17 protein-coding genes and 1 pseudogene are annotated in these 17,274 nt (G+C 42.2%); 14 read left to right on the top strand and 4 right to left on the bottom strand.

What is annotated here, in order from left to right; all coding sequences use genetic code 11:
• The first annotated feature begins 50 nt into the window (after positions 1-50).
• The 5 genes from ACR3I3_RS00730 to ACR3I3_RS00710 are packed head-to-tail and all read left to right on the top strand — an operon-like array spanning position 51 to position 1,890.
• On the top strand, positions 51-620 hold the full coding sequence (locus ACR3I3_RS00730) for a DNA-directed RNA polymerase (RefSeq protein ID WP_440952677.1): 570 nt from the start codon (positions 51-53) through the stop codon (positions 618-620).
• A gap of 17 nt (positions 621-637) precedes the next feature.
• Positions 638-823 (top strand): transcription elongation factor subunit Spt4, encoded by a 186-nt coding sequence (gene spt4 / locus ACR3I3_RS00725; RefSeq protein WP_440952676.1) that lies wholly within the window; start codon positions 638-640, stop codon positions 821-823.
• A 2-nt stretch (positions 824-825) separates the two neighbouring features.
• A complete protein-coding gene (locus ACR3I3_RS00720; protein ID WP_440952675.1) occupies positions 826-1,407 on the top strand; it encodes a GTP-dependent dephospho-CoA kinase family protein in 582 nt (193 codons plus the stop codon).
• On the top strand, positions 1,397-1,735 hold the full coding sequence (locus ACR3I3_RS00715; RefSeq protein WP_440952674.1) for a 30S ribosomal protein S24e: 339 nt from the start codon (positions 1,397-1,399) through the stop codon (positions 1,733-1,735). The genes ACR3I3_RS00720 and ACR3I3_RS00715 overlap by 11 nt, the downstream gene beginning before the upstream one ends.
• 5 nt (positions 1,736-1,740) lie before the next feature.
• Positions 1,741-1,890: a 30S ribosomal protein S27ae gene (locus ACR3I3_RS00710; RefSeq protein WP_440952673.1), complete on the top strand. Its 150-nt coding sequence runs from the start codon at positions 1,741-1,743 to the stop codon at positions 1,888-1,890.
• Between the two features lie 172 nt (positions 1,891-2,062).
• On the opposite strand, the gene ACR3I3_RS00705 is transcribed toward ACR3I3_RS00710, so the two are convergent.
• From ACR3I3_RS00705 to ACR3I3_RS00695, 3 genes are read right to left on the bottom strand one after another with little or no spacing between them, the layout of a single operon-like run.
• Positions 2,063-2,467, bottom strand: a complete 405-nt coding sequence (locus tag ACR3I3_RS00705; RefSeq protein ID WP_440952672.1) for a response regulator — start codon at positions 2,465-2,467, stop codon at positions 2,063-2,065.
• A gap of 10 nt (positions 2,468-2,477) precedes the next feature.
• Positions 2,478-4,997 (bottom strand): histidine kinase dimerization/phosphoacceptor domain -containing protein, encoded by a 2,520-nt coding sequence (locus ACR3I3_RS00700; protein ID WP_440952671.1) that lies wholly within the window; start codon positions 4,995-4,997, stop codon positions 2,478-2,480.
• A 16-nt stretch (positions 4,998-5,013) separates the two neighbouring features.
• Positions 5,014-5,802 carry a helix-turn-helix transcriptional regulator gene (locus ACR3I3_RS00695; protein WP_440952670.1) on the bottom strand — a complete coding sequence of 263 codons (789 nt, stop codon included), beginning with the start codon at positions 5,800-5,802 and terminating at the stop codon, positions 5,014-5,016.
• Between the two features lie 328 nt (positions 5,803-6,130).
• On the opposite strand from ACR3I3_RS00695, the gene mtbC reads away from it, so the two are divergent.
• The 7 genes and pseudogenes from mtbC to ACR3I3_RS00660 all read left to right on the top strand — a co-directional run bounded on the left by mtbC (position 6,131) and on the right by ACR3I3_RS00660 (position 12,246).
• Positions 6,131-6,805, top strand: coding sequence for a dimethylamine corrinoid protein MtbC (gene mtbC, locus ACR3I3_RS00690; RefSeq protein WP_440953713.1), 675 nt, complete (start codon positions 6,131-6,133; stop codon positions 6,803-6,805).
• Between the two features lie 20 nt (positions 6,806-6,825).
• A pseudogene (mtbB, locus tag ACR3I3_RS00685) lies at positions 6,826-8,229 on the top strand ([dimethylamine--corrinoid protein] Co-methyltransferase).
• A gap of 117 nt (positions 8,230-8,346) precedes the next feature.
• Entirely contained in the window at positions 8,347-9,849 is a 1,503-nt protein-coding gene (locus tag ACR3I3_RS00680; RefSeq protein WP_440952669.1) for an APC family permease, read from the top strand.
• Positions 9,850-10,017: 168 nt separating this feature from the next.
• Entirely contained in the window at positions 10,018-10,914 is an 897-nt protein-coding gene (locus tag ACR3I3_RS00675; RefSeq protein WP_440952668.1) for a PAS domain-containing protein, read from the top strand.
• A 54-nt stretch (positions 10,915-10,968) separates the two neighbouring features.
• A complete protein-coding gene (locus tag ACR3I3_RS00670; protein ID WP_440952667.1) occupies positions 10,969-11,373 on the top strand; it encodes a response regulator in 405 nt (134 codons plus the stop codon).
• A 326-nt stretch (positions 11,374-11,699) separates the two neighbouring features.
• Positions 11,700-11,876 (top strand): hypothetical protein, encoded by a 177-nt coding sequence (locus ACR3I3_RS00665; RefSeq protein WP_440952666.1) that lies wholly within the window; start codon positions 11,700-11,702, stop codon positions 11,874-11,876.
• A 208-nt stretch (positions 11,877-12,084) separates the two neighbouring features.
• On the top strand, positions 12,085-12,246 hold the full coding sequence (locus ACR3I3_RS00660; RefSeq protein WP_440952665.1) for a hypothetical protein: 162 nt from the start codon (positions 12,085-12,087) through the stop codon (positions 12,244-12,246).
• A gap of 181 nt (positions 12,247-12,427) precedes the next feature.
• Here the strand turns inward: ACR3I3_RS00660 and ACR3I3_RS00655 are convergent, their stop codons facing one another.
• A complete protein-coding gene (locus ACR3I3_RS00655) occupies positions 12,428-12,700 on the bottom strand; it encodes a hypothetical protein (protein ID WP_440952664.1) in 273 nt (90 codons plus the stop codon).
• A gap of 849 nt (positions 12,701-13,549) precedes the next feature.
• On the opposite strand from ACR3I3_RS00655, the gene ACR3I3_RS00650 reads away from it, so the two are divergent.
• A complete protein-coding gene (locus ACR3I3_RS00650) occupies positions 13,550-14,044 on the top strand; it encodes a hypothetical protein (protein ID WP_440952663.1) in 495 nt (164 codons plus the stop codon).
• Positions 14,045-14,068: 24 nt separating this feature from the next.
• Positions 14,069-17,239, top strand: coding sequence for an ATP-binding protein (locus tag ACR3I3_RS00645; protein ID WP_440952662.1), 3,171 nt, complete (start codon positions 14,069-14,071; stop codon positions 17,237-17,239).
• The last annotated feature ends 35 nt before the right edge of the window (positions 17,240-17,274 follow it).

The raw sequence follows: 17,274 nt of genomic DNA, 5'->3' as shown, positions 1-17,274 counted from the left end.
CAATAATTGTGGCAGTTTAGATTAATGCAGGGCATATTGGAGATCGAGATATGTATAAAAGGATGAAACTTGAGGACACTGTCCGTGTGGCTCCCCGCCTTTTAGGTGAGGATATAGGAGTCAGTGTGAAGGACGCACTTAAGGAGAAGCTTGAGGGCAGGGTCGATAAGACAATTGGTGCGATTGTTGCGGTCACGGATATTCAGGAAATCGGAGAAGGTCACATCCTTGTTGGTGACGGAGCTGTCTATTACGATGTGGTTTTCGAAGCTATTGTATTCGTTCCGCAGCTTCAGGAAGTCATTGAAGGACTGGTTGTCGAAACGGTTGAGTTCGGTGCTTTCGTCAGCATAGGTGCTATGGACGGCCTGTTGCACGTTAGTCAGGTCACTGATGACTTCATGTCATATGATGGCAAGAATGGAAGGCTTCTGAGCAAGAACGGTAATCGTACCCTTTCAGAAGGTGACAAGGTACGTGCCCGTATAGTTGCTGTGAGCACTAACGAAAGAGAGCCAAGGGATAGTAAGATTGGTCTGACCATGCGTCAGCATGCTCTTGGTAGGCTCGAATGGCTCGAAGAGGCGCGCAAGCCTAAATCTGAAGAATCTAATGAGTAAACCGGAGTGTATCTATAATGGTAGATCAGGTATGTCGTGAATGTCACAGGCTGGTATCAGGCCAGACCTGCCCGGTATGTGGCTCAAGCAACTTGAGCGATGACTGGAGCGGACTTGTCATTATTGTTGATCCTCAGCGATCAAAGATCGCAGAGATGATCGGTGTGACAGTTGCCGATAAGTATGCTTTGAAGGTGCGTTAATCTTGGGTTGCGAGATCGTTTTGCCGGAGAGGCTTCGACCTCTTTTCCGGAAACCTTTTGGTGTCCTGTACGAGGGTGTTGACGGTGATGCCGTCAGAAGCTCGGTAAAGGATCTCGGTAATCCCACAAAACTTATATCTGTGGGCGATGTTACTACTTTCCACTTGCTCGAATCAAACATCATTCCGGATATACTGATCGTGGATGACAGGACGAAAAGGGCACCGGCATCCTCACAGGTTGTCTATGGTACAAAACATCAGGGATTTGCTGAAATTACAGTTGATAATCCTGCTGGTGTGATTACCGAAGAACTCATATCTGTGATAGGGGATGCGCTAGTGTCCGACCGGAATGTCCGGATCTTCGTAAATGGTGAAGAGGATCTTGCGGCTTTACCTGCGATGATGATGGCGCCGATTGGGTCGGTTATAATGTATGGCCAGCCTGATAAAGGTGTAATGCTTGTAAGGATGACAGAGTCCAAAAAAGCAGAAATTAAAGATCTATTTGATAAAATTCTTGAAAAACAAGATCATAAAGAACAGTTCAATAATGTGCGGAGGATATTACATGGACATTAATATTACAGAAGACAAAAACAACGCACTTCTCAACAGAAGGGAAGTTAGGTTCGATGCTACCTTTGAGGGCGCAACACCTTCAAGGATCGATGTAAAGAACAGGCTGGCTGCAATGCTTAACGTGCCACTTGAGCTCGTCATTCTCCAGAAGTTCGACAACAGCTACGGAATGTCTGCAGCTGAGGGTTACGCAAAGATCTATGAGGATGCAGATCGAATGAAGGTAGTCGAGAAGGAATACGTCCTTAAGAGGAATGAACTTCCAGAGCCTGAAGTCGAAGAGGAAGCATCCGAAGAAGAAGCTGAAGCAGCAGAAGACAGTGAGTGAGTACAATGGCAGTTAAAGACTACTACAAAGTAAGTGGCGATTCCATCGAAAGGCTGAGGCAGTTCTGCCCACGCTGTGGCGATGGTGTATATCTCGCAGACCACAAGGACAGGCTTACCTGTGGCAAGTGCGGATACACTGAGTTCAAGAAATAATATTGATATTTTGCATCGCAACCTTATGTTGTGATGCTTTTCCTTTTAATACTATATTTTGTAATGGCTGCTTTGTTCTAAGCAGTGCGGTTATTGATGTAAGATCTGGCAGAGCAGTTTCATTATCATTCCGCTTTATGTGTGCCTATGCACCTTCCGGTAGCTGTGCCTTTTACTCATCAGACTCTTCAAGTCCTTTTTCCACTCTGTAGTTGTGGAGTGCGAGCTCTATGGTCGTGTGGAGACTGTTCTCCTCGAAAGGCTTGATAATGTACCCGAAAGGTTTTGTTCTCTTTGCTCTGTTCAGTATCTTTTCATCGGAATATGCTGTCAGGTAGACAACTGGTATATCAAAACGCTGACGTATCTGGTCAGCAGCTTCCACACCATCCATATCTCCCTTAAGCATTATGTCCATCAACACAAGATCCGGAAATGTGATCTCTGCTTTGCTGATGGCCTCTTTTCCTGAAGAAGCAATGCTGGGCACAAGGTATCCCATATTCTTTAACATCTTTTTGATACCCAGGGCAACGATCTTTTCATCTTCTACGACCAGGATCTTTGTTTGTGTCATCAATTCCCTCTCATATTTCGTATTTTTCTTCTGTGAAATCTATTATGAACTTTGTTCCTTCCTGCTTGTCAAGTGTGATCGTTCCGTCGATCTGTTCGACAAGGTTTGTGACAAGCTGGAGTCCGAGGGATTCGGTCTCCCTGAAATCGATCTCTTCAGGTATACCACACCCGTTGTCGCTCACAGTAAGTTTGAAGTTGTCTCCGTAACGCTTAATGTCTACGGATATGATGCCTTCATCGGTTTTATCCCTGAAAGCGTACTTCAGGGAGTTCGAAACAAGTTCATTTATAATAATGCCAAGCGGCACTGCTGTATCCATGTTAAGGAAAATATCCTCTACATTCAGGTCTATCCTTATGTCGCGGTTGCCCACAACGTATGATTGGGACAGATAATTTATAAGGTTCTTTGAATAGTCTGCAAAATCGATGCTCTCCATATCTTCGGACTGGTACAGTTTTTCATGCACCAGTGCCATTGTCCTTACTCTGTCCTGGCTGTCCCTGAATGCTTCCTTTACTTTCTGGTCCTTGAATTTGTCAGATTCCAGGTACAACAGAGTGGATATGACCTGCAGGTTGTTCTTTATGCGGTGGTGGATCTCTTTCTTCCGAATGTCCTCTATCTTTATAAGAGCCTCCTCCGCACGCTTTCTTTCATCGATGTTCACAAGGATTCCCTGCAGGTAGTTCACTTTTCCGTCTTCATCACGGCGTATAAATGTCCTTTCGTCCACCCAGACAGGATTGCCATATTTGGTGAGTATCCTGTACTCGATGTTGAATTCATTGTAGCCTTCGTCACACCTTCTTTGCAGTTCGGCCTCTACTCTCGAAAGGTCCTGCGGGTGAACAAGATCCCCGTATCTTACTTTCTCGGATTCAAAATCTTCAAGTGTATATCCAAACTGTGCAATGTTCTTGGATACGAACTCAATAGGCCAACCTCTCTCTGCTCTCCACTTGAAGACAACAACCGGGCTGCTCTCGATGACCCTTTCCATCTCTTCTTTCATCTGGTTAGAATGCTCAAGCTCTTCTGCATATTTGATCAGTTCCTGCTTGGCTTTCTTCTGCTCAGTGGTTATCTTGTAAAGGGCCTGCCTTGTATCTTCGATTCCATCTGTGAGTATCCTGAAGTCACCTTCTCCTTTGATGCGTATCTCTCTTGTGAAGTCCTCTTTCTGGAAAGCCATCAATACTGAGTTTGATTCATCGATAATGTTGTTGAGCTTTTCAGCAAATACATCTAGGCTGTCTCCCAGATCCTTGAAATCACCTTTGAGGCCTGGATTAACACGTGTTTTAAGTTCTCCTTTCGCAAGACCATTGGCTACGCGCATGGTTTCAGCCATGGGTTTTGTGAAAGCATCAAGGATCTCGTTAAGACCCGACGGTATGTCCTTGAAATCTATATCAACATCGGTGTCAGCACGGGCATATATCTTTCCTCCTACAGCTGCGTCGGACACGTCTTTGAAACTGGCCACGATCTCATTGATGGGCCTTGTTACAAAACCTGCAATAAGGGCTGCAAGGCCGGTCATGAATATGATGGATATTGCGGAGATCACGATGAGATTGTTGCGAACCTCAACAACACCGGCGAGCATTTCCTCTTTTGGAACTACAAGTATGAATGAGAAATCTCCTGTTCTGATCGGTTCATAGAACATTACGACCTCTTTCCCTGTGGTCGGATCGATAGTGTCTATATATCCGCCCTTGCCTTCCTTGATATCATCAGCCATGGCTGTGATCTCGGGGACATTAAAATCATAGAGTGTCTTGTAACCGATCCAGTCCTTCTGTTCAGGCTGTGAGATCAGTATGCCTGTATTTCCTGTCATGAAGGCATAACCGGTGTCAAATGCCTTCACCTCGCTCACCACTTCATCAAGGTAGGTAAGGGATACATCCACCCCGCCGATGCCGATAAATTGTCCTTCTTTTATTATGGGTGTCACATAACTGACAATGAACACACCTTCGTAGAAGTATGGGTCAATGATCTGTTCTTCTTTCGTCTGCTTTGGTATCTGGTAATAATCAGAGGTATCGTAATCCAGCAATGGATCGAGCTGAAGGTCGCCGTTGATCCTGTTCCAGTATGGGATGAACCTTCCTGTGGGATCATGTCCCGGTGCATTTACAAAGGCCATGTCATTGCCATCGAAGGCATTCGGTTCATAGCATACATATGTTCCAAGGAGGTCGGGATTCTCTTCTGCGAGCTCTTTTAGTATGGCGTTCACTTCATCCCTGTCGGCAGTTTCATATGCTGCCATTGAATTCGCTATGGTCTGACCTATGGCATGGTTCTTCCGCATATCAATGTCGAAATGATTCGCATAGCTTCTGGCCTGTTCTATGGACTGGTCATATGCCAGGTCCACTTCCTGGTTGGTAACAGTGGATATGATCACAGCAGTTGATGTCACAAGTACCAGCAGGACACCTACTACGATGAAAAGAATAAGTTTTGACCTTAAGGGTACGTTTTTCCATTCTATTTTTCTCAAAGCCATGTTAGATTTATTCCTCTTAGATATCTTTCAATTGGCTGGACCTTTCCTGGTAGTATGAGAAAAGTTCCTCTCCCCAGATGCGTGCACTTTCATCAAAGCTCATTATCTTTCTATGATCGTATCTTCCATCCTTATTGAAGAGGGATATGTATGTAAAACGTTCAGTTACGGATACGGTGGTCAGTTTGATACTATCATCACAAACATATACTTCTGTTTTGTCGGATGAAAGGAGCATTTGAAGTTTGTCAAGACAATCATTCTTCATTCTTTCAAGGACCGAATTAGTAAGAATGAGCTCGAACTTTATTCCATTTTCAACAATTTCTGTGAATAGTTCCGGATATAACGGATGGAAATATGATGCGAACATCTTCACATCTTCTGATCTTATCAGGTTCTCCGTGAATTCCACAGGCAGGTCGAACATATGATTGAGGTCAGGCTCAATATGCATGCACTGACCCAGCTCACCCAGCCGGTATGCAAGAGGTTCTGGTATTGCTGTAAGATCACGTGTGGCCCAATACTCCCTGTTCTCTTCTATTACTTCGAGAGTTTTCAATAAAGGGCTCATGTTCATTACTATTATTCTTCCGACATCAGAAAGTTCATAATCATCATTCTCATTCTGAATGATCATATCCTGCTCTTTTAGGATCTTGATCTGTGGCATCATTGCCTTTGAAGTTACATTCAGGGATGTTTTGATCTGGTCGATATTCCTTGGTCCCTCAACGAGCAGCAAAAGAAGGTTTTTTCTTTTTTCAGAAAGCCATATTGTATCACTTAATGAGGATTTCATCTGGACTCCTCTATAAATTCAAGTATTAACATTAATGATTCTTTCGGTTGTTCCCTTGGGCAGAACCGGCCTTTCTGTTTCACTACGTTAGTTTTCAAAGAATCTGTCTCTTGATGTTGGTTGTTTCTTTAAGTCCCATTTTGTATATATACTAAAGCCTTTGGAAATTCTCATGCCTTTGGAATATCTGGTGGCTATGGTCATTCCTCATCGCTTAATCTATTTCCCGTAGCAGTCGAACTTCCAATGCAAATTATGCTATATATTATCCTGTTTTTTCATCTTATGGTGGTTGGGAGTAAATCCTGCTACCTTGATAATGTGGGAAATGTTCCACAAATTCAATGGAGGTTGTAACACGACAAACGAAGAATTATTCAAAACACTATCCGATGCGGTAGTAAGTTGCAAAAAAGATGCTGTAGTAGCTGCAGTGGAGAAGGCAAAAGGCAAGGCTCCAGCAGTAGAACTTATTGACAATGGTCTTGCAGCAGGAATGAACGAAGTTGGTGTACTCTTCGAGAGAGGAAAACTCTTCCTTCCACACGTTATGATGGCAGCAGATGCAATGACAGCCGGTGTAGACATGCTTCAGGATGAGCTTGCATCAGGTGAGGGCGCAGGCAAGAAGCTCGGTGTTATCGTCAACGGTACAGTTGAGGGTGACGTACACGACATCGGTAAGGCGATCGTCTCAACAATGCTCCAGGCAGCAGGCTTTGAAGTCCACGATATCGGAAGGGATGTCCCACTCCAGAACTTTATTGACAAGTGCAAGGAAGTAAACGCTGACATGGTCGGTCTCTCCGCACTTATGACAACCACACTCCAGGGCCAGAAGGAAGTCATTGAGCTTCTCAAGGAAAACGGTATGAGGGACAACATTAAGGTCATGGTTGGCGGCGCTCCAGCAACAGATGCATGGGCAAAGAAGATCGGTGCAGACTGCTATGCAGAAAATGCAAGTGAAGCAGTTACAAAAGCAAAGGAATTACTTCTTTAATCTCTGGGGGGTTTAAACAAATGGCAACAGAATATTTCTTAAGAATGGGTGACGGTGCAAAGATCTTCAGGACTAAGGAAGACATCCTTGCTGACATCGAGGCAGGTTCCGCAGATGCAGCAGACCTTGGTGACATTCCAGCACTTACTGAAGACCAGATGGACAAGATGCTCGAGATCATCATCAACCCTAACAGGATCGTTGGTGTAGAGCCAGGCATGGAAATTCCTGTAACCCATGATATTGGTACTATCAGGATCGATGGTGACCAGGGTAACAGTGGTGTAGGTATCCCAGCAAGCAGGCTTACCGGTGCAATGATGCACGAGCGTGCATTCGGTGCAGACACAATGGAACTCGGTCACATCGACTACAGTTTCAAGCCAGTCAAGCCAGTTATCGCACAGGAGCAGCAGACAATGGAAGTCTGCCAGCAGAACATGATCGTTCCTCTTCTTTATGGTGCAATGCCAAACATGGGTCTGTACTACACTCCAGATGGTCCATTCGAGAACCCTGGTGACCTCATGAAGGCTTTCAAGATCTCCGAAGCACAGGAATCCATACAGAAAGCTGGTGACCATGGGATCCGTGATATGGTCTGGATCATGCAGAGACTTATGCATGTTGGTGGCGACGGTGTGAACTTCGATACCATCGGTGCAGCCGGTGACGGTGACATGTATGCATCCCTTAACGCTATCGAGGCACTGAGGAAGGAATTCCCGGGCATCTACATTGAAGCAGGTATGGCAGGAGAACTCGTTCTTGGTATGCACGGACAGCTTGAGTACGATGGTACAACACTTGCAGGTCTGTGGCCACACCAGCAGGCACCACTTGTAGCAAAGGCAGGAGCAAACGTATTCGGTCCTGTTGTTAACACTAACACAAGCAAGACATCCGCATGGAACCTTGGTCGTGCAGTTACCTTCATGAAGGCAGCTGTTGAGGCATCATCCATTCCATGTCACGTAGATATGGGTATGGGTGTCGGTGGTATCCCAATGCTTGAGACCCCACCAATAGATGCAGTAACCAGGGCAAGCAAGGCAATGGTCGAGATCGCAGGCGTCGACGGTATATAGATCGGTGTCGGTGACCCACTCGGTATGCCAATCTCACACATCATGGCATCCGGTATGACCGGTATGAGAGCAGCCGGTGACCTTGTTGCAAGGATGCAGTTCGACAAGAACATGAGGATTGGTGAAGCAAAGGACTTCGTTGCAAAGAAACTTGGTGTTTCAGTAGCAGATCTCTCCGACGAGTACGTCATGAGGGAACTCAGAGAAGAGCTCGATATCGGTGTTATCACCTCTGTACCGGGCTGTGCAAAGGGTATTGCAGCTAAGATGAACATCGAGAAGCTCCTCGGCATCAACATCAACAGCTGTGACAAGTTCAGGAAAACTATCGCTTAAACCTTCGGGTTTAAACATATCTTGTTGCCGATACGGGCCTGGCTGATGTCAGTCCCATATCGGTTTAATCTTTATTGCTGATTTAAGCAAACTTTATAAAAAGGAGTGTGATGGAATATGTCTGAAGAAAAACCAGCCGGTGTAGACTGGCACCACGCGGAGCAGTGTTCCAAAGTGGTCTGTGAAGCCGGTGAACTTGAACGATCAATCGATTGGAAACAGGGACTGGCGATCGCCATTGGTGTACCATTGTTGATCTTGCCATCTATTGGTTATTTTGCCAGTTATCTATGGTCATTTGCTATTATTGTATGGGGTCTCTCTGTTTTTCAGGGATTTATGCAGAACCTCGCATATGGTGAGCTTGCAACAACTTTCCCTAACGCATCCGGTCTGCCCGGATTTGCGCAGAACGTTTTCAAGTCACCTAACCACGAAGGTAAATACGACAAGGGTAAACTGATCGGTGGATTCAGTGCATGGAGTTACTGGTTCGCATGGAACCCTGTACTTGCAATCTTTGCAATTCTTGTAGGTTTCTATCTCCACAGTCTCTTCCCTTCACTTGCATCAACTTTCAGCCAGTACCAGCTTTCACTTGCAGCCGGTATTGTGATCTTTGGTGGACTTATACTCGTAAACTACCGTGGTCTTTCAAGTGGTGCGCTTGTAGGTTATATCCTTGCAGCTTTCTCACTTATCCCAATGGCAATCATTGTACTGGCACCTTATGCAACAGGTGACTTCTCAATGTCAAACATCACTGGCACATGGCTTCCAACTGACTGGGCATGGGATGTTAACCACATCTTGATCCTGCTCGGTATCTTTGCAATGGCCCAGTGGAGTGCTTGCGCATGGGAAACTGCAGCTATCTATGGTCCTGAATACAAGGAGCCAGGATCCGATGTACCAAAGGCACTGTTCTCCTGTGGTGCTATCTGTCTGGTAGCTTACATCCTCGTACAGGCAACTGTTACAGGTGTGATCGGTATCGATGGAATTGCCGCTGCACCAATTGACCCAATGCTTCCGGTTGCACAGGCAGCACTCGGTGACGTAGGTTCAACAATTGCAATTGTCATGCTCATTGCAGCAATGGTCCTGATCATTCAGACTGCATACCTTGGTTCCTCAAGGGCAATGCACTCAATGGCAACTGAAGGAAACCTTCCTAAGTTCTTGAAGAAAACAAACGCACATGGTACTCCGGTACTCGCAATGGTCATTATCGGTGTATTCAACCTGATCCTGATCTCAATGGGTACTCCATCAGCTATCCTTGCTGCATCAGCAATCGGATATGTCTGTGCAAACGGTATCAGCCTTTTCGCATACGTCAAGGCAAAATCAGCACCACACCTTGCAGGTCTTGACAGGCCATTCAAGGCACCAGCAGGATGGAAGAACGTTGCACTGCTCTTCGGTCTCTTCAACATCCCGCTCTGTCTGATCGGTATCATCTACCTCAACAGTGTTGAAGGCAGCTGGTTCTCAACCATTGTTGGAATTTGTGTGCTTGGTCTCTATGTGCCAATGTGGTTCTACTCACAGCACGAGGCTCATGTCGAGAAGGTCGCTGCTGTAAGTCTGGTATCAGCAATCTCAAAGGAGAAGTGATGGGGGATCAACTCTTCTGAAGGGGAAACAACTCGTCTATTTGAAAGGTTCCCGAACATCATCGGGTTCCTTTCTTTTTAGATATAATGTCATTTACTGAAAAAAATCAAATTACTGTTCAAAATATTATTTAAATTTCAATTTATGTTTTTGAGAGGGGTAGACGCTATGTATGGAATCGTAAATTTACAGGACATTCGGGGGGAAATGCCTGAGGTAACATTTGTCTGGAGGTCTGAATATGGATGGCCACTGGATTTTGTATCAGATAGCGTTTCTACTTTTGGCTATGAACCTGGTGACTTTCTGGTCTATGGACTTTCCTATGAAGATATAATTCATCCGGCAGACATTGAAAAGGTCCGCAAGGTCCTTCGGGACTATTCCGGAAATCCTGGGGAAGAGCTTGTACAGGAATACAGGATATTAAATGCAGATGGTGATGTCAGGTGGGTACGTGAGAATGCGGAGATCGTTTATGATGAAGATGGTCTGATGCAGTATCTCAGGGCAAAGATCGTTGATATCAACGATGAAAAAAAACATGATGATTTTATGTTCATTCAGGATGAGCTGGGCAGTAATCTCAGCTGGCCTGTTAACCTGGAGGACTCGACGGATGTTCTTCTTGAGCTGACAACACAGCTTAAAGCAATCGATATCTGTGCCTTATATGTGGTTGATGAGGTCACCGGGGGGCTGGTACTTGTGAACCACAAGGGAATTTCAAATGAATTTGTGAACAGTGTTTCCTATTTCGGTGCTGATTCAAGTCAGGTGAACTTTGCGAAGAAGGGTTTTCCTGTATACAAGCACTATTCGGAGATCTATCCATTCATTACCGGTCCGGTTATGCAGGATGAGGGACTGCAGGGCACAGCTATCATTCCGATCCATCATGAACATCGCTTTGTAGGATTATTGATCGCATCTTCATCTTCTGAGTTCATTGTTCCTGAGGATGACCGTGACAGCCTTGAGGTTATTAAGTCACTGGCTGGTCTTATGATCAGTAACATGACCATGTCTGTGATGAGCGACAGTATGCATTACAGTACTGCATAAATAGAATTTGGGGAGCGGGTACGAGAACAGTTTCAGATCGTCCGGATAGTTAATATGAAAAACAAAAAGATAGTTGTTGTTGAAGATGAGCTGATCGTCGGTATGATGATCAAACTGAAACTTGAGAAGATGGGCTATAATGTAGTGGGTTTCGCTTCGAGGGGTGCGAAAGCCATCTCTATGGTGGGGAGTATACATCCTGACCTCATCCTTATGGATATCAGGTTGAAGGGTGGAATGGATGGTATTGCTACGGCCATGAAGATACGTGAGTCATATACCATTCCCATAGTTTTCATTACTGCAGACTCGTCCAAAGAGACCCGTGAGAGGGCTGATCTGGTGGGGCACCAGGGTTACCTGACAAAGCCCTTCATGGATGAAGATCTGGGAAATATTGTTCATTCTGTGTTTTACAACTCCGTGGATAAAGCAAGAGAGGTCGATGTTCTGGCCTGATCTGGGTTCAGGTTTGAACATGTCTTCTCTTTATTTTTCTGCAACATTCTTTTTTCTTACTAATTTTCTTTATTTTTTGCACATATGTGGGCTGCAATCCGATTTTGTTGTATATTCTCCATATGTGTGATTTCTGTTTTCTATCTTCTTCTTTTTGGTCTTTAAAGACATTGCTTCAGGCACAAACGGAAATATTTATATACTACATGATCTTTTAGGAAAAAACAACCCTAATTCAAAAAACGAGTCGTGGTTTGTGTATATACGATACCGGTTGACAGATCAACCTCTATCGCATGCTTAACCCCCTCATTGAGCGTGAAAATATGGTAGAAATGGAAGATGTTATTATCGGAGCTTTTGCATTTGCAGGAATTGCAACACTGATGCTATATGTGATTACGAACCCTGGTGGCATGATCCCCCTCAATCTTCATGATGTCGCTGTCGGTTCCTTCGTAGTCTTAGCACTGAGCAAAGTATCGTTCCTCTCAAGCCTTTGATGGTGGGGAATCTTCCCCAATGCTTTGCATAGGGGCAGGTCAACACCATCGTGTATTTCTTGTTCTATTGCTGATCTGGCCGGTGGCCTATTGTGTTTTCTCTTCTTCTTCTTCTTCTTCTTCTATGTGATTGTCTTCTGTTCGAACGCTGAATTTAAGTCATATCCTTCATTGATATGTCCATAGGTACTTTTCCGGAGGTTGCCCTGTGGGTATTAATTGTTGTGATGTCTGTAAAGTCTATGAGGAATGTTCGAAGCTGGGGCTAAAGGGATCTGTGAACGACCTGAATGACAAAAGACTTGCGGCTTGTTTGTATGCCTGTGAAATGGAATACCGGAAGGTTGTTTGCGGGGATAAAAGTCCCTGATAGATCTGCTTTTCTTTCTGGGCGGCTAATCCAATAAGAAAAACAAATAAAAAAAGAATAAATTCGTGTATGCTGCCTATACTAAATATGTGTATGTGAAATCAAATTTTATTCGTTGGTATGTCCTTGAATTTCTGATGGTGCAGTTTGCTCAATCCTGCACACAGAAAAATCTTACTTATTATGTCTTACACCTTGTTTTATCACTCATGGCCCAGAAGACAGCTATGCCTATTATTGCACCTATCACTGCACCTATGATAATGTAGTTAAATGATGCTTGAGCTGTTGCTATGAGTGCCTCTTCTGCTCCACTAAGCTCTGCTCCTCTTGTCATGATCACATTAAATGGTAGTTTCCCTACCTCTGGAGCTTCAGGTCTTAGTAAATATGCAATTGATCCGCCGATCAGCGTTCCCAATGTGGGTAGATATTTCATCTGCTTTTCATTCATTGTATCTCTCTTTTGATCAGTATGTTCGGATACGTTTCCCTGCAAATATTATATCTGTGTGTTTAATATTCTTTGCTATTGGGATCGTCTGGAATGATGGCGGATGATGAATTCCCACGAATCAATGATATTTCTAAAAACAAAGTTATTTTCTGTTAATAATTCCAAAAAAGATGTTTTTAAAGAAAGAATTAGTGCTCCGATGGGAGCATAAAACAAAAATCTAATTCGAAAACAATATCCATTAAAACAAGGAGTCAAACTCTAAGAGAGATTCTTTTTGTGTGAATACAGGCAAGTTAAATGAAAAGTAAAAAGACTGTTGTGCCGGTTTATGGTAAAAAGGAACAGGAACTATAATATATCGAAAAAAATCTCCTAGTCTGTCTCGACAGAATCCTTATGTGCAAGCTATTCTTGAATAAATTGGTGTAAGTAAGTCCTGCAGTTCAGAATGGCAGAATAATTCAAAATAATGATTAATATTAATGCTTCACGCAAAAATTATTTAAGCATTTTTACCCAGAGACACCCTCTACATCTACATGTCTTTTCTTATTCTTTAACAAAAATCAAATCCATAAGGCGCTATATCTATCTTGGTATTAACGCCGAGGGATGATAAGTATACAGGGTTCATAGGAATCCTCGTTAATTTAATATTACATAAAAAGTTATGTTATAAATAAGGAAAAGTGGGGAAACATCTGTATCTATTAATAATTTTCCAGTTTGGGTTTTGTCATTTTGGATCTTATTTATCTATAAATAAGTCCTGTTTTTTAGCTGGAAATACGACGGGGCGAGTAAAACAGAGTTATCCCTTATCTAACAAAATGAGTGGGGAATATGTCTAAAAAGAAAGAATTTCTTGGAACTGCATTAAGTGTTGAAAGACATGAAACACATGCAAATGTATTTGGGCAGCAAGCAGAAGATTATCTATCTTTCAGATTACAAATTACTGATCAGGATGGAAATACTGAAGCTTTGCTACCGGTAGAAATTCGTGCAAAACAGATAATCAATAAAGTTCAGGAAGGCGATTTTGTCAATATAGTAGGAAAAATTAGCAATCAGGGTGTGTTAGTTCCTCAAAAAATTTATAACAATACTTCAAATTCAGAAGTGATTATAAAAAAGCATATGGGTTTGCTTTCATCCTTACTTATTGGCCCTATTATCATTTTGTCTATTGCAGGTTTCTTTGGTTTTTTTGGTGGATTGATTGGTATGATCGTTTCAAATCCAGGTGATGAAGAGTTTGGAATAAGTTTTTTTGTTTTCATTGGAGGTTGTATATGTCTTGGTCTATGGTATTATATTGGTCATAAATTTAAATAATGAATATGATAAATAAAAAGGGGAGTGGGGAGAATATCGCAGAATCTAAATAATCCGTTTTCAGCACAAAACATTGATCCTGCCAAAAAGTATCATTTTTCAACTAATCATATTGCATATCTGGAAAGAGGATTCATTGATGATCTGGACGGAGTCGTTGATGCAGATGAATTGGAGATAAGAACTTTTGAGCATGTTCGTATCTTAAAAATATTTGGGCTCACGGATTTTTGGAAGATACGTGAAAACCAGACAAAAACCATCCAGAGTTTGATGGCATACCTACTTTCAGGATTACACGAAGGGAATATTCCTGTTATATTTGGCATATTTGGCCGTTCTGATAATATTGAAATAATAATGGGAACTTTTGGAAATGATGTTTCAAGAGTTGAGAGGGATATACTAACTCTGAAAAGATCACTCAATGCATTTTTTGAAGGAATTTCCATAAAATCAGAAATTATTGATGATTTTTTGAAGGTCACCGAAGAGTTCAATCATTTAGGAATTATTATATGCAGCCCCTCATACTCTGGGAAAATTTCAAATCAGTCTGCATTGGATGTAACTCCTCAAAGCTACAAAAAACCCGAATTAATGGGGGGTTCAACGGAAATTGATGAACTATTGAGGGGAATGTACGGAGATAATTTTTGGTACCTAATTTATGCAATTCCAATATCTAACAAGGAGATCACAAATTACAACAATATGATTCTCAAAGAATTAAGGCATCTTCAGGAATCGATGTTAAGTCATTCTGCAAACCAAAATATTCGCAGTCCGCTCGGACAGACGTATGAAGAGTTATTAACCAATTATTTGCGATCATTAAAAACTGCAAAAATGACCGGACTCTGGCACTCAGCTGCATTTCTTTTTACTCAGTCCTCCGAAACGATGAACAATTTTAAAGCAATTGCAAAAGGAGCATTTGGAAGCAACCGTACAATGACAGGTAAAGTCCAAACATTGAATCTAATGGGGAAACTGGAGAAGCCAGGTCTGATCGTGACTCTTCCTCCTTCTTCACCAGGGGAACTACAGCACCCATATGCCTACATGAATATTCTCAATTCAAACGATCTGGGTGTCTTTATCAATCTTCCTTCTCAGGAAATGCCAGGATTCTCAATAAAGCCATACGGACGGTTTAAAGTATCGAAGCAAGATACCGACGACACTAGTATCGCCATCGGAGAGATTCTTGATAAAGGGGAAAAAACTCATAATTGCTATAATGTTCCTGTTAAAAATCTCAATAAACACGGACTGATTGTGGGAACTACCGGTAGTGGTAAAACGAATACCATTTTCTTTATGCTAAAAGAACTTTGGATTAAACACAATATTCCATTTTTAGTTTTGGAACCTGCAAAAACCGAATATATGTCTCTTCTTCACAGTGACATCTTTAAACAAAATATCAAGGTTTTTACTCTTGGTGATGAGAGAATATCTCCATTCCGGATCAATCCGTTCGAAATCCTTCCCGGAGTCTCTGTGCAAACACATATTGATCTTCTTAAATCTGTATTTAATGCAAGTTTCTATATGTGGGGTCCCTTACCACATGTCCTTGAACAATGTCTTCATGAAGTTTATACTGATAGAGGATGGGACCTTGCATCTAATAAGAACAGGCTTGGGTCCCATAATGATGCAAATCCGACATTAACAGATCTTTATAACAAAGTAGATGCTGTTGTAGACAGACTGGGCTATGGAAAAGAAACCACTATGGAGATAAAAGGATCTCTAAAGACAAGAATAGGTAGTATGCTGATCGGCGGAAAAGGACTCATGCTCGATACACGACGAACGATCGACTTTGAATCATTTTTAAACCAGCCTTCAATATTGGAGTTAGAGGCCCTTGGTGATGATGATGAAAAATGTTTTGTTATGGGCTTGATCCTTACACGGATGTATGAATACTATATCTCTAAGGGGCTTACAGAGAAAGTTGACTTGAAACATGTTACTGTTATTGAAGAGGCACACAGACTTCTGGGAGTATCACATACTGATAATCCTTATGTAGGAAATACAAGAGCTAAGTCTGTTGAGACCTTTACTAACATACTGGCAGAAATTCGTGCATATGGGGAGGGTTTTTTAATTTCGGAACAGATCCCTACAAAACTCGCACCTGATATTTTGAAGAATACAAACCTAAAAATAATGCATCGTATTGTTGCAGAAGATGACCGGAAAGCTATGAGTGCAACGATGAACATCTTTGAACAAGAAGCACAGATGATTACAACGTTTTCCCCGGGTTATGCAGCAGTCTATGGTGAAGAAGACACAGGGGCATATTATGTTAAAGTACCTTACTCTAAGATCAAAGCAAGTTCTGGAGATAAAGATGAGAAAATTATACTAAAAAAAGTTCTGATGGATTCTATTGGAGATCGGAAAATATTTGCTCCATATATAAGTTGCACTGAATATTGTAATAACATTTGTAAATACAAAAACACTGGACGAAATGTTTCAAGAAAAAGGTTGTTTTTACCTAAGATACCATATCTGGTACTTGCTATGCTGGATGAGTCACCCGTTCTCCCAGAGATCCTGAAACATATGATAGAATCAGGCAGAGAAGAGGGAGAAATAGTAAAAGATCCCGAAGGTATCGGAATTTGTGCTCTTATTCAGGGTTTACAACATTTCTTCGATCAGATAAGTCTTCGTTATAAATGGCATTTTGAAGATAGAGAAAAAATACAGAGTATTCTTCTTGAGTTTACCATAACAATGTTGAAAAAGTATCTGGAAGAACCACAGCAATTTTCATATGGATCCCTGGACAAGGACAAAATGAAGGAATTCAACGAATACTATCGGAAACTCTGTACTGGAAAACAACCAACCGACCTATGCAGCCAAATATGTACGGATAATGCCTGTTTATATCGTTATTACCTTTCTAGTATTCTAAAGGATGAGGAATATAAGAGAAAGTCCATTCAACTTTTTGATGAGAATGATCATGTTCAGTGGGTAGAATTCTACCAAAAAATAATCAGAGAACTAATATTTCCAGATATCTCAGATGACCTTATCCAGAAACTTGGTCTTTGCTGTATTCTTCAAACTGGTTATTCGAAAGAGATCTCTCCCCTAAAAGTCAAAATGTTAGTTGAAAACATCATTTCAGACTACCCTGATGCTAAAACAGATTAAGAAACTATAATTGCGGATGAAAATTAAAACAAACA

It is taken from the genome of Methanococcoides mangrovi (assembly GCF_052057775.1).
Taxonomy (GTDB): domain Archaea; phylum Halobacteriota; class Methanosarcinia; order Methanosarcinales; family Methanosarcinaceae; genus Methanococcoides.
The sequence above is the reverse complement of the archived record's forward strand: the minus strand, read 5'-3'. Positions and strand labels throughout refer to the sequence as shown.

Bases quoted from the DNA above. Each gene is read 5' to 3' on its own strand.
- mtbC (WP_440953713.1), top strand. From the start codon at position 6,131: ATGTTCCACAAATTCAATGGAGGTTGTAACACGACAAACGAAGAATTA.
- ACR3I3_RS00695 (WP_440952670.1), bottom strand. From the start codon at position 5,802: ATGAAATCCTCATTAAGTGATACAATATGGCTTTCTGAAAAAAGAAAA.
- ACR3I3_RS00650 (WP_440952663.1), top strand. From the start codon at position 13,550: ATGTCTAAAAAGAAAGAATTTCTTGGAACTGCATTAAGTGTTGAAAGA.
- spt4 (WP_440952676.1), top strand. From the start codon at position 638: ATGGTAGATCAGGTATGTCGTGAATGTCACAGGCTGGTATCAGGCCAG.
- ACR3I3_RS00710 (WP_440952673.1), top strand. From the start codon at position 1,741: ATGGCAGTTAAAGACTACTACAAAGTAAGTGGCGATTCCATCGAAAGG.
- ACR3I3_RS00730 (WP_440952677.1), top strand. From the start codon at position 51: ATGTATAAAAGGATGAAACTTGAGGACACTGTCCGTGTGGCTCCCCGC.
- ACR3I3_RS00680 (WP_440952669.1), top strand. From the start codon at position 8,347: ATGTCTGAAGAAAAACCAGCCGGTGTAGACTGGCACCACGCGGAGCAG.
- ACR3I3_RS00715 (WP_440952674.1), top strand. From the start codon at position 1,397: ATGGACATTAATATTACAGAAGACAAAAACAACGCACTTCTCAACAGA.
- ACR3I3_RS00705 (WP_440952672.1), bottom strand. From the start codon at position 2,467: ATGACACAAACAAAGATCCTGGTCGTAGAAGATGAAAAGATCGTTGCC.
- ACR3I3_RS00700 (WP_440952671.1), bottom strand. From the start codon at position 4,997: ATGGCTTTGAGAAAAATAGAATGGAAAAACGTACCCTTAAGGTCAAAA.
- ACR3I3_RS00675 (WP_440952668.1), top strand. From the start codon at position 10,018: ATGTATGGAATCGTAAATTTACAGGACATTCGGGGGGAAATGCCTGAG.
- ACR3I3_RS00655 (WP_440952664.1), bottom strand. From the start codon at position 12,700: ATGAATGAAAAGCAGATGAAATATCTACCCACATTGGGAACGCTGATC.
- ACR3I3_RS00670 (WP_440952667.1), top strand. From the start codon at position 10,969: ATGAAAAACAAAAAGATAGTTGTTGTTGAAGATGAGCTGATCGTCGGT.
- ACR3I3_RS00665 (WP_440952666.1), top strand. From the start codon at position 11,700: ATGGTAGAAATGGAAGATGTTATTATCGGAGCTTTTGCATTTGCAGGA.